The organism is Grimontia indica, from assembly GCF_000333895.2.
Classification (GTDB): Bacteria; Pseudomonadota; Gammaproteobacteria; order Enterobacterales; family Vibrionaceae; genus Enterovibrio; species Enterovibrio indicus.
Genome location: NZ_ANFM02000034.1, coordinates 22,540 through 34,483 on the forward strand (window position 1 = coordinate 22,540; position 11,944 = coordinate 34,483).

Annotated in this window: 12 protein-coding genes; 2 read left to right on the forward strand and 10 right to left on the reverse strand. The window is 52.3% G+C overall.

Annotation, left to right across the window (positions count from 1 at the left end; translation table 11 throughout):
* Positions 1 to 12 precede the first annotated feature (12 nt).
* From D515_RS18295 to D515_RS18340, 10 genes are read right to left on the reverse strand one after another with little or no spacing between them, the layout of a single operon-like run.
* Positions 13 to 708, reverse strand: coding sequence for an RraA family protein (locus D515_RS18295; RefSeq protein ID WP_002540617.1), 696 nt, complete (start codon positions 706 to 708; stop codon positions 13 to 15).
* Positions 708 to 1,403, reverse strand: a complete 696-nt coding sequence (locus D515_RS18300; protein ID WP_002540618.1) for an alpha/beta fold hydrolase — start codon at positions 1,401 to 1,403, stop codon at positions 708 to 710. Before D515_RS18300 ends, D515_RS18295 begins: the two co-directional genes overlap by 1 nt.
* Positions 1,400 to 2,362 carry a cupin domain-containing protein gene (locus tag D515_RS18305; protein ID WP_002540619.1) on the reverse strand — a complete coding sequence of 321 codons (963 nt, stop codon included), beginning with the start codon at positions 2,360 to 2,362 and terminating at the stop codon, positions 1,400 to 1,402. Before D515_RS18305 ends, D515_RS18300 begins: the two co-directional genes overlap by 4 nt.
* Positions 2,363 to 2,399: 37 nt before the next feature.
* Positions 2,400 to 3,368, reverse strand: a complete 969-nt coding sequence (locus D515_RS18310) for a nuclear transport factor 2 family protein (protein ID WP_002540620.1) — start codon at positions 3,366 to 3,368, stop codon at positions 2,400 to 2,402.
* Positions 3,365 to 4,384, reverse strand: coding sequence for a LacI family DNA-binding transcriptional regulator (locus tag D515_RS18315; RefSeq protein WP_002540621.1), 1,020 nt, complete (start codon positions 4,382 to 4,384; stop codon positions 3,365 to 3,367). Before D515_RS18315 ends, D515_RS18310 begins: the two co-directional genes overlap by 4 nt.
* Positions 4,384 to 5,154, reverse strand: a complete 771-nt coding sequence (locus tag D515_RS18320) for an SDR family NAD(P)-dependent oxidoreductase (protein ID WP_002540622.1) — start codon at positions 5,152 to 5,154, stop codon at positions 4,384 to 4,386. The genes D515_RS18315 and D515_RS18320 overlap by 1 nt, the downstream gene beginning before the upstream one ends.
* Entirely contained in the window at positions 5,151 to 6,197 is a 1,047-nt protein-coding gene (locus tag D515_RS18325) for an ester cyclase (RefSeq protein WP_039850296.1), read from the reverse strand. The genes D515_RS18320 and D515_RS18325 overlap by 4 nt, the downstream gene beginning before the upstream one ends.
* 12 nt (positions 6,198 to 6,209) lie before the next feature.
* Positions 6,210 to 7,526 (reverse strand): histidinol dehydrogenase, encoded by a 1,317-nt coding sequence (gene hisD / locus D515_RS18330; protein WP_002540624.1) that lies wholly within the window; start codon positions 7,524 to 7,526, stop codon positions 6,210 to 6,212.
* A 34-nt stretch (positions 7,527 to 7,560) separates the two neighbouring features.
* Positions 7,561 to 8,091, reverse strand: coding sequence for an ester cyclase (locus D515_RS18335; protein ID WP_002540626.1), 531 nt, complete (start codon positions 8,089 to 8,091; stop codon positions 7,561 to 7,563).
* A complete protein-coding gene (locus D515_RS18340) occupies positions 8,092 to 9,165 on the reverse strand; it encodes an ABC transporter ATP-binding protein (RefSeq protein ID WP_002540627.1) in 1,074 nt (357 codons plus the stop codon). It abuts the gene before it with no gap.
* A gap of 403 nt (positions 9,166 to 9,568) precedes the next feature.
* Here D515_RS18340 and D515_RS18345 point away from each other — a divergent pair, with 403 nt between their 5' ends.
* Together D515_RS18345 and D515_RS18350 are read left to right on the forward strand one after the other, a co-directional pair.
* Positions 9,569 to 10,807 (forward strand): ABC transporter substrate-binding protein, encoded by a 1,239-nt coding sequence (locus tag D515_RS18345; protein WP_002540628.1) that lies wholly within the window; start codon positions 9,569 to 9,571, stop codon positions 10,805 to 10,807.
* Between the two features lie 101 nt (positions 10,808 to 10,908).
* Positions 10,909 to 11,940 (forward strand): carbohydrate ABC transporter permease, encoded by a 1,032-nt coding sequence (locus D515_RS18350; protein ID WP_002540629.1) that lies wholly within the window; start codon positions 10,909 to 10,911, stop codon positions 11,938 to 11,940.
* Positions 11,941 to 11,944 lie beyond the last annotated feature (4 nt).

Here is an 11,944-nt window from a genome sequence, read left to right on the forward strand (position 1 = left end):
TGCCGTTGGAAATCAGGTACGAACGCGTTCGAACTCTGCCCAAGCCTGCTCAAACCGCTCGAAATCAAAGCCTTCTTCTTTGGCGGCTTGCAGGACAATTTGCTCATTGCGGAGCAAAGTTTCTATCGCGTCTTGAAGCTTGGGAATGATGTCTTTGGGAATGACGACAGCACCGTGCCTGTCTGCATGGATCAGGTCGCCTTCATTGACGGTCAAGCCAAACACGGAAACGGGCTCGCCAATGGATTCGATGTGCACGAACGCATGACTTGGACCAATGGAACCTGCCAGAACCGGAAATGCTTCGGGCAAATCGCCCAAATCTCGCATCACGCCATTGGTGAGCACGCCTGAAATGCCAAAGCCCTTGTGCACATTGGTATTAATCTCGCCCCAGAAAGCGCCCACTGCGTTGGGATAATCCAAGTCTTCAATCACAGTGACCGAGGGGAAAGGGCCTTGCGACATGTATTTGTAGTACTGCATGCGCAGCGCTTTAACGTCTTCCGGCGGCAAGCTGGAAGGCTCAATGGCGGCAATTTGCGCCGTTTTCGCATAGCCCACCATGGCTTTGCTGGTGGGGTCGGACGCAAGCAGTGTACCTCGTGTAAACTGGTCAAAACCGCGCGCTCCCTGAGCCACTTCTATTGCATTACAGACTGTGGGTGTGTCGACACTCAGCAAGAGTTTATAGAGCTTTTTATCCATTAAGCGTTCAACCAAGCGTGCAGGACACGTGTGGTTGCCTCCGGTTTTTCAAGTGTGGGCAAATGCCCGGCAAAAGGAATAATGATGAAATCGGCATGGGGAATGAGCGACTTCATGGTGTCGTGTCGATCTCTCGGACAGAGCTGGTCGTCTTCTCCCATCAATATCAGGGTAGGAACGGTTACCGCGCGCAGTGTGCCCTGCTGATCCGGACGATCGCGAAGGGCGAGAGACTGGTTAATAAAGCAGGTATCACCTAGGTTAGCTGCCATCTCAAGGCACAGCTTTTCGATATCAGGGCGCGGGATGTCTCGGTGAACGTATTTTGGGATCATGACCTCTTGCATCACGTCCAACATTTCACCGTTAGCGGTGCGGGCAAGGTGCGCTTTCCTGCCCTCTTTCACTTCGTCAAGTTCAGCGCGGGAGTTGGTGTCCATCAAAGCGAGTCGGGTGATACGCTCCGGTGCCTGACGAAACACTTCCATTGCCAGTATGCCACCCATTGACAGCCCACCCAGCGCGAATTTCTCGGGGGCATTTTCCAATACTTCCGCTGCGAGCGCTGACATGCTGTCATGACCATCGATATTCATCACGATCACTTCACGTTCTTCGCCCAATGAAGCAACCTGATGCTCAAACAGGCGGTGATCGCACATCATGCCGGGAAGCAGGACTAATGGCTCATTCATACGTTTTCCTCAGTCCAAGTGAGGCCTGCTGGGTCATCAGTGCGCGTGACGCGAAAAAGGCTGGCTTCACCGGAGGCAGTGACCTTGAGTGAGTAGTCGGTACCTCCGGGAAGCCAAATAGTGTCTCCAGGATTGAAGATTTCTGTCTTGCCTTGCCAACTGACAGACCAATGTCCTCGCATCACCATTAGGACCACGTCTTTTTCTGCGTGAAGTGTTTCGGGCAGCGGTGACTGACGGGAAAGAAAATCGACTTCAAAACCCGGTTTGTCGATTAATAACCCATGCTCACCAATCACTTTTACGGCTCCCTGAGCAGCCATTGCCATCATGTCCCAGTAACGGGCAACGTAGTGTTTGACGACGGTGGTGGCATCAGGACGCAACAGGGCATTTAGCCAGTCCTGCTCTGGCAATGGCATCTCGAGCTCATCATCGGGCAGAGCTTCGTCTTTCTTGGTGTCATACAGGCGACCCGTTTCACCCAGCACTAAACCGTGGGCTTGTGCTGCTTCGCGAACGTGCGGTGCCCAAATGACGCCGCCGCCGGCATCATCGCCACCCAGTATCGACATGATCATTCCGTAATCGCTACCGATGTTTTCAAAGCCACGGAATAAGCGGGTAGGAATGTTGAAAATGTCCCCTTCTTCGAGGATGACTTCACCGTCTTCTCCGGTTTCTCCCCAAAAGAAACGCCAGCGTCCTTTCAGGACAAAGAACACCTCCGCCGTGTTGTGGGAATGCAGAGAGTTGAAACAGCGGGGAGGTTGGCCTGCCGCGCCAATATTGAAGCCCGGCGTGGCGTTGATATGCACGTGCTGATCAGGACTTTCCGACACACCACCGCCAATAATGGTGAAGTTCTCTTTTTCTGAGGAACCCGGTGTATGTGCATCGATAAAGGCTGTACGACACGGGATCAATTCGCCGAATCTCACCCATTGAGGCTGTTCCATTATTTTCTCCTTGTAGGCGCGAGCCTGATAACTGACTTCAACCTGTGTGAAGCGCGATCTGTTTCCATATCGCCGTTTCATCAAACAACACGAATTCGCGTCTGATACCGTAAGGGCCAAATTCCACATGCGCTGCTGCCATCAAGTAAACATCTGCACCGCTTGGCTGACCGAAGTGGCCCCAACCCTCATGCTTTCCGTGAAGGGAAAAGCGGATCGCCGCGCGGGGTGGCATCATTGGGTCGTCGCGCCCAATCTGGTGTTCAATCTTGAATGTGGCATTGGGGAAGCTGGCGCGAAGGCCAATCCAGAATTGGTCGATTGCGCCCCATGAGTTGACTGTCAGCCCACCTGGATATTCCGCCTGACAAGCGCGGTCATAATCATCGGGAATGCAGGAAAACTCGGCATTCATCATGCGGGTTAACACCTCGGCGTAACGCTGTCCCCATTCGTTGTCGTTCCCCTTACCGAGATAAGGGCCTTGCTTGTCCATCGCGGGCGTGAAGGGGCGGGCGCAATGTTCGTGTCCCCCCTGATCGGCGATTTGCTGAATAGCGAAAGCTTTGGGGTCGTGCCCTAACTGACGCACGATGGCACCCAGATCCCGGATGAGCCATTCGTCGTTAATTTGATTGTTGATGGCGTGGCAGTCAGCAATGATGCGGTAACGAAGCTTTTTGCCCGTTGCTGCGCCGAATTGTCCATCGCCCATGTGCGTTGCTTCGGACAAAATACGGTGTGATGAGAGCATGCCGTCTTCTGGCGTTCCGCTCCAAATAACATCTTCGCCATACAAGGTTCTGTCTGGGAATTCATTGAGTGTGCCAGCCGTTTGGGCAATCACATCTTTGTTGCCAATGGTCAGTCCGGCAGGGGAGCGGACGACGATGTCTTCACCATAGTAATCATGAAGCGAAGCGAGATTGCGCCCTTCCCAAATTTCATGCGTTATTGAGATGATGTAGTCCGGAAAGTCGACAAACTTTTCGTCAAAGCCCTTCATGATGAGTATCCTTTCGGTAGTCTGGCTGAGCCGCGGACGATCAGCGGCGAACCAATGGCAACCTTCTGAGGCGCATCGTTCTCATGGCTGATCTGTTGCAGCAAAATTCTGACGGTTTCACTCACCATGATGTCGGCGCGTTGCGCCAGTGTGGTGAGGTTGTAAGCAGGCCATGAAGCGGCGGGAACATCATCAAACCCAACCACGGACACGTCTTCTGGAATGTGTAGGCCGAGCTCAAAACGGATGGTGTCCATGACGGCCAGGGCCATATGGTCGTTGGCGACAAAAACAGCGTCTGGCGGATCGTTCTTGAACATCGCGCGGGTTGCTTCCCGAGCCTTGTCCATGTCGAACATGCCATCGCCTCGGGAGTGAACATCAATACCTGCCTGCTGCAATCCGGCACGGAAACCAATTTCCCGGTCACGTTGGGTGGATGTGCAATCCAGCCCGGCAATGTAGCTGATTTTTTTATGGCCACCTGCGACAAGAAACTCTGCAGCAGCAATGCCGCCACTGAAATTGTCAGAGGTGACAGAAGAGAAATCATCGCCTTGTTGGGAGCGGTTAAAAAGAACGATAGGCACACCCACTGAGCGACAGCGTGCAGCGAGCTCCGAGGACAAATCGACGGATGCGGCGATGATGCCATCGACCTGATAATCCAAGATCTCTTCAATCACTTCTTCGATAACACTATCGGAGTTGTTCGCCATGAAGATCAGGACGTGGTAGCCCTGCTCCTGCAGCTGATTGGAGAGCTTTTCCAGCGCGTCGGGATAGAACTGGTTATTGAGGTACGCGACAACCAGGCCAATGACCCGGCTTTTGCCCGAGACCATGGCGCGCGCCAAAACGTTTGGCCTGTATCCTAGCTCTTCTGCGGCCTTTTTGACCTTCTCGATGGTTTTTTTCGACGCCGAACCACCTGGTGTAAACACCCGGCTGACGGCGGACTGGCTGACGCCTGCGCGTTTGGCGACGTCGGTTGAGGTGACTTTATCGTTTGCCATTATTCTGCTGTCCAACCTCCGTCTACTTTCAGCGAGGTTCCTGTCACCATGGCTGAGGCATTTGAAGCGAGATAAACCACAGCGCCCATCAAATCTTCCACTTCGCCAACGCGGTCGAGTTTGATGTGGCTTTCTATCCAGGCGCGCTTTTCCGGGTCCGCAAACGTCGATGCAGTGAGGTCGGTTTTGATGAAAGTGGGGCAAACGGTGTTCACGCGAATGCCTTGTTTCCCCCACTCGATTGCCATGGCTTTGGTAAATCCTTCGACGGCATGTTTGCTGGCGCAATAAACGGCGCGATCAAGACCACCCACATGTGCCATCTGGCTGGAAATTGAAATCAGGCTGCCCGGCTTGCCCGCGGCAATGAGCTTTTTGGCGGCAAACTGGAACAGGAAATAGGCCGCTTTCACATTCAGGTTGAAGACCTGGTCGTAGTCATCGGACTGGGTATCAACAGCGGGTGAGTGCTTGGCCAGGCCTGCTGAGTTGAGTACCACATCAAAAGGTTCGCGGGCGTTCATTTCACGCTCCAGCGCAGCAAGATCTGTCATGTCCAAGGGTAGCGCTTCTGCATGTAACCCTTCGTCGGCCATGGCTTGCTGAAGGGCCACTAGCTGGTCTTTTCTTCGTGCCATCAAGGTGACATGTGCGCCTGCTCGCGCCAGAGCCGTGGCGCACGCGAGACCGATCCCTGACGATGCGCCCGTGACTAATGCACGCATGCCAGTGAGATCAAATGAAGGGGTTTTGGGCAGGGCAATGGTCATAATACTTCCTTTGGTAATTCGACCGCGCGGTGCGGTCTGGCTTTGTTGAATTCCTTCAGTCTGCCAAAAACGTCTACGCCGAGCTGGGCGTAAACATCTAAAAGGTCAACCAAAACCCAGTTTTCAGCGATCTTCCCATCTTCGATACGCCAGAAGTCCAGACTGCGCAGCGAGACCTGTTGACCGGAGGGGGCGATTCCCAGCCAGCCGTCGGCACTGAGCGTCTGTCGCATATTTGGCCAGCCCGTGACCGCGACATAGTTGTCTTGTGCGAACAGGTGAATATCCGTTTCACTGTGTACTTTTCCCCTATCAGGCATCGCGTTGAGAAAGGGGATTTGATGCCAATGACGAAAACCTGAAAGACCGCGGCAAGTACCAATACCTGCTGGGCCATACCAAGTCAGATTTGGGTGCCAATAATGCGTCAGGTTCATCACCTCGGGGCCACCTTGGGCGGGGTGACGGATCAGGTCATTGAGCATCGCTAAAACAAGCTTGGCGCTGGATGGCGTATCATCCATTTCAGGCGACAACGCTTTCACGCCATCTTGGGTCGCTGGCCCCGGAACCAGTCCTTCCCGTCCTAACGACGGCGCCATGGGCCAGGCATTGGCTTGCATCATCACTTCGACCACATCCCAGATGGTCTGCACCTGAACGATGCGATCATCAGCAATCTGATAGAACTCGTGATAGCGCATGTGGGTGAAGTGCCCGGTGGGTGGAATATCCAAAAACGGACTGAGAAAGGTGCCGCAGTAATAGCCGCAGCAGCCAATCCATTGCTGACCGTGTTGGTCTTTTCCATGAATGACGATGGTATCCCGACGCTCAAGATCCGGCATGGCCTCAAGCAAAGGCTGATAGCTTTGACGAATCCATTGCGATGCGCCAGTCATGTCCCCGAAAGGATGACACATGTGGATCACGGCATTGGGGGCGAACAGCCCCTCGGCGGCTGCTTCCAGCGCGCCAAGCTCAGCGTTTTTCTGACACTGACGCCAGCGAGAAAAGGCGTCGGCAATGCGGTGATTTTCCATCGTCACGGACGCTTATCCTCTTGCCGCAGCTTCGCCGTATGGCACGTCTTTGTTGCCATAGCGTCTTACTCGCACGTTGCATTGCTCCGCATGGCCAACAAAGCCCTCGAGCATACAAAGGCGTGAGCCATATTCACCAATCAGGGTTGCGGCCTCATCGGTCAGGATTTTCTGGTAGCTGTGTGTCTTGAGGTACTTGCCTACCCACAGTCCACCGGTATATCGGCCAGCTTTCTGGGTCGGCAGGGTGTGGTTGGTGCCAATCACCTTGTCACCGTTGGACACATTGGTACGTGGGCCAAGGAACAGGCCGCCATAACAGGTCATGTTGTCGAGGAACCAATCGTCCCGGTCGGTCATCACCTGTACGTGCTCGTAAGCTTTTTCTTCTGAGACGGCGAGCATTTCGTCATAGCTGTCACACAGAATGATTTCACCGTAATCGCGCCAACTGGCACTGGCGGTGTCTGCGGTGGGAAGAATTTTCAGAATACGTTCGATTTCCGCCATGGTGTCGGTCGCCAGCTTTTCACTGGTCGTGACCAGCGCTGCAGGTGAGTTGTAGCCATGCTCTGCTTGACCGAGAAGGTCTGTCGCACACATTTCGGCGTCCACGGTATCGTCAGCGATCACCATGGTTTCTGTTGGCCCAGCAAAGAGATCGATACCCACGCGCCCGAACAACTGGCGCTTCGCTTCTGCCACAAAGGCATTACCCGGACCGACGAGCAGATGCACCGGCGCGATGGTTTCGGTGCCCAGCGCCATCGCGCCCACAGCCTGAATACCACCCAACACATAGATTTCGTCGGCACCGCCCAGATGCATCGCTGCGACAACTGCAGGGTTAGGTTCACCATTAAACGGCGGTGTACAGGCAATTACGCGTGGTACGCCAGCAACTTTGGCGGTAGCGACAGACATGTGCGCCGAGGCCACCATAGGGAATTTTCCACCCGGGACGTAACAGCCCACACTTTGCACCGGAATATTCTTGTGCCCGAGGATGACTCCCGGAAGCGTCTCCACTTCCACGTCGCTCATTGATGCGAGTTGCACTTTAGCGAAATTAGTGACCTGCTCATTGGCAAAGCGGATATCTTCCATGTCTTCCGGCGAGACTTTGGCAATAATGCTTTCGATATCCTCTTGGGACAGAAGGAAAGATTCTGGCGCGTAATTGTCGAATTTGATCGCCAGCTCACGCACTGCTGCATCACCTTCTTGTTCAATTTTCTTCAGGGTATCTGCGACGATCTGGACGACTTTTTCGTTGTCGCTCTCTCTATCAGATTCCGACTTCCCTGATTTTAAATATCTGACTGTCATGTATTTTTCCTCTAAAGGCGGTAGTGCGTGAGAATTAAGAAGCCGGTGATGGCGGGACTTTTTCGTTGCGATCAAACGCTTCCCATCCTTCGCCGTTAAAAACATCGACGCCGAGTTGGGCGAGTACATAGGGAAAGTCCACCATGACCCAGTTGTCGACGATTTTGCCGTCCTGTACTTTCCAAAAATCCATGTAGCGGATTTCGACTTCTTTTCCGGTCGGTGCCACGCCCATGAATGTGCCGGTATGCTTGGCGGTTTGATGACCAAATGCGGCTGCCCACTCACCCATGTAAAGTCTCGCTTCGTCTACGCAAACTTTGTCTGAAAAGGCAGCCTGAAAGGGTTTTTGCCAGTTCCTCTGAAATGCTTCCAACCCATGTTTGGTGCCACAACCCTGATTACCGAACCAGCGAAACCCTTGCGAGAAGAATTCGCCGATGTCGGCAATGCGGTGATCGTTAAGGCCGTCCACCATGGATTCGATAACCTGACGGGTTTCATCCGTCTTTGTTATGTCTGTGTCTTTGGTGAGTGCCGCTTGTTCGGGCCTTGAGCCTTTCATTTACGCTGACTCCGGTTGAGAGAGTCGTTCGCCAGTTTCTGCGTCGAAGAGATGACAAATACTGGCGGAAATTGTGGCTGAGAAGGGTTGGCCAATGTCGGTGACATACTCTTTATCCGCTTTGATGGCGACGAGTTCATCATTGACCTTGACAGTGATCATGGTGGCATCACCCAACAGCTCGATGGAGAAGACCTTGGCGTTAATGCCGCTGGACGTTTCACTGCCATCAGTGACAACGGCATCTTCAGCACGGAACCCCAGCGTGATGTTGCCGGAAAGGCTTGTATCCAACCCTGTGATGGTGACGTTCTCTGCGGTAAACACTCCGCCCGCAATCTTGCCTTTCATCAGGTTCATCGCGGGTGAACCAATAAAACTCGCCACAAAGGTGTTGGCTGGGTAGTTGTAAATCTCTGTCGGTGTGCCCACTTGCTGCACGTTACCTGCGCTCATTACCACCACACGATCTGCCAGCGTCATGGCTTCAATCTGGTCATGGGTGACGTAAATCGTGGTGATTTGCAGCTCGTGGGAGAGGTTCTTGATTTGCGCCCGCGTTGAAACGCGCAGTTTTGCATCCAGGTTCGAGAGCGGTTCGTCCATCAGGAACACATTGGGCTCGCGGACAATGGCGCGCGCCAAAGCAACACGCTGACGCTGACCGCCGGACAGATCCGCAGGGCGACGGTGGAGGAAATTAGTGAGCTCGACCATTTCCGCTGCACGCATCACTTTCTCATCATGGGTGGCCGGGTCGATGTTGCGAACTTTAAGTGGAAAGCGAATGTTTTCGTACACGCTCATGTTGGGGTAGAGCGCATAACTTTGGAAAACCATGGCGACGTCTCTGTCTTTCGGCTCAAGGTCGTTCACTACCTTGCCATCAATCAATATTTCCCCGCTGGTCGCTTCCTCTAGCCCGGCAATCATGCGCATTGTGGTGGTTTTACCGCAGCCTGATGGTCCAAGTAAGACCAGAAACTCCTTGTCAGGAATGGTCAAATCGAAATCTTTGACGCCGATAAAATCACCCCAGCGTTTATCGATATGACGCAACTGCACTTCAGCCATGATTGCTCTCCACGTTGAATGAAACTCAATGGGTACGTATTCAAAATAAGCAAAGAAATATGAGTTTTAGAATGCTGAGTTTGGCGATATTTGAGTGCGGTCACACAAATATATTTACTTGGATTGTTTTCTTATTAATAAGAATGTTAGTTAAATCATCTATTTATAAATGAATGAAAATTATCACAAAATTTAATATTTCAATGTTTTTCAATGAGTTGATGGAAATAAAAATTGACTATTTTTTGTTCGGGACGGAATTAAAGATTTCTTGCTAAATCTACCTAAACCAATAAATCTTGTTTTTGCATACGTATCTATTTCTGTCTGGATTTGAAGTCAGGCAAGTTAGTGAGAGACGCAATCGTTAGTTATTGCTTATCGGATGAAGTAGGAGAGCAACATGAATTGCAGCGTGAAAGGGATAGCCATGGCGAGTTTGCTCGCTATCACCCATCAGGTGACAGCCGCAGACGGGTGCGGTGCAGGGGAAGGAAACGTCAACATATTGTCGAATGACTTTCCCGCATTGCACGCGGTAGCAGCGCAGGCTGAGGGATGTGCCACGGACAAGCTGAGCGTGACCAAAAACCAAACCAAAGACCACCGCGACCTACAAAACGCCGCGCTGAAAGCGAATCCTGCCAAGTACTCCACAGCCGTTGTATCAACCAGTTCTATTGTGCCGTTACTGAATGAAGGTCTGATCCAGCCTCTCGACGACATGGTGGAAAAATACGGGCAAAGTCTTCAGCCGTCACAGTTGATCAAGATTGATGGCAAGGTGATGGCTGTGGCCTTCATGGCGAATTCGCAACACCTCTTTTACCGCAAAGATATCCTCGAAGAAGCGGGTGTCGAACCACCGAAAACCTTTGAGGACATGATTGCTGCAGGCAAGAAAATTCAACAGATGGGACTGATGAAATACCCTGTCGCTCTGAATACCAAAACCGGATGGAATCTCGGTGAAGAGTTTATCAATGTCTTTAGTGCCACCGGAGAGAGCTTCTTCAAACCGGGCAGTGCGATTCCGAACCTTAACAATGCCAATGGTGTGAAAACGCTCAATACGCTTAAAGCACTGACGGAGCTTTCTAACCCTGACTTTTTGACCTTTGATTCCAACAGCACCCAAGCTTTGTGGGAAGACGGAAAAGTCGCGCTGGCACTTTTATGGGGCTCGCGGGCGACTGCGATTCTGGATGGTGAAGGCTCAAGTCCAGAGATTGTTGCCAACACAGTACTCACCAATACACCAGTATTCTCTGGTGGCAGTACACCGGGTGCGACGCTCTGGTGGGACGGATGGACAGTCGCCAGTAACCTTTCCCCGCAAGACGCCGAGGCAACGTTCAAAGTGATGACCCATGCCATTTCGACAGAGATGATGCAGGCCAACCAAGAAAAAGCGGTGTGGTTGATTGAAGGCTATGAGCCAGACGCGTCCGCGATGGGAGTGATTGCAACGGTTCAAGAGCAAGCTAACCCTTACCCTATGTTGCCTTACATGGGTTTGCTGCACTCCGCGTTAGGTGCAGAACTACCGGATTTTCTGTTGGGTAATGAATCGGCAGAACAAGCGCTCAAGGACATTGAAGCAGCGTATATGACTTCAGCCCGTGAACAGGGCTTTCTGTAAGGACTAAAAAACTTTACTACCCAAGCATCTGTAATAGATAGGCTTCTATCACACCTTAGCCCCGGAGGAATTCGGGGCTTACCGAACGAAAGGTGGAGTTCATGCCACATCGCACATTCTTAAAATTCATGTGGCCATCGTTATTGGTCATGTTTTTGCTCATCGCATTGCCGATCGTTTCAGTATTTGTTCAGTCGCTTTATGTGGAACACGAGCAAATTGTGTTGGAAACGGAAAACTGTGGTCCGTTTGGCTGTAAAACCACGGTTGCGGTTGATCGCGAAGCGACAGACAAACTTCGCGAAGAGGAGCCGCTCGGGCGTTTTAACGGCATGGATACCTACACCAACCGAAGCCATCTGGCTTTTCAGGAGTTAGGCGAAGCGTGGGATGCTTCATCTTCCATGGGTGACTTTGTCGACCGCATGATGAATCTGCCGTTTTACAAAGCGCTGGTCTTTACGCTGGCGTATACCTTCATCGTCACGCCGTTGGTGATTGTGCTGGGGCTGGTAGTGGCGCTTTGCGTCAACGCATTGCCCAAGTTAGTCAAAGGTCCCACGATCTTCCTTTCGTTGCTCCCCATGATTGTGACGCCATTGATTGGTTCACTGATTTTGTTCTGGATGATTGACGCCGATGGCGTTATCGGGGCGACCCTACAAATCTGGTTTGATGACGACAGTCTGTCATTGAAAGCCTCGCCGACACTGACCTGGATAACACTCTTTATTTACGGCATTTGGTCGTCGGTGCCTTTCTCTTTCATCGTCTTCTACGCCGGTCTTCAGACCGTGCCGACCGATACGCTGGAAGCCTCAATGATTGATGGTGCATCGCGTTGGGAGACGATTCGTTTTGTCGTGATCCCGCATATGGCACCGCTGGTGACTTTCGTCGCCTTGATGCAGCTGATGGATAACTTCCGGGTGTTCGAGCCCATTGTCGGCTTTGCGGCCGAAGCGCACGCCACATCGCTCAGTTGGCTTATCTACAACGATTTGCGTGGCACGGATTCTCAGCTCTTTGGTTCTGCTGCGTCCACATCCATGCTCACCATTCTGGGTGTGGCGATTCTTCTGATGCCTGTGTTCATTCGAACCTGGCGCGATTTCAACCGTAAGTCAGCCTAGGAGA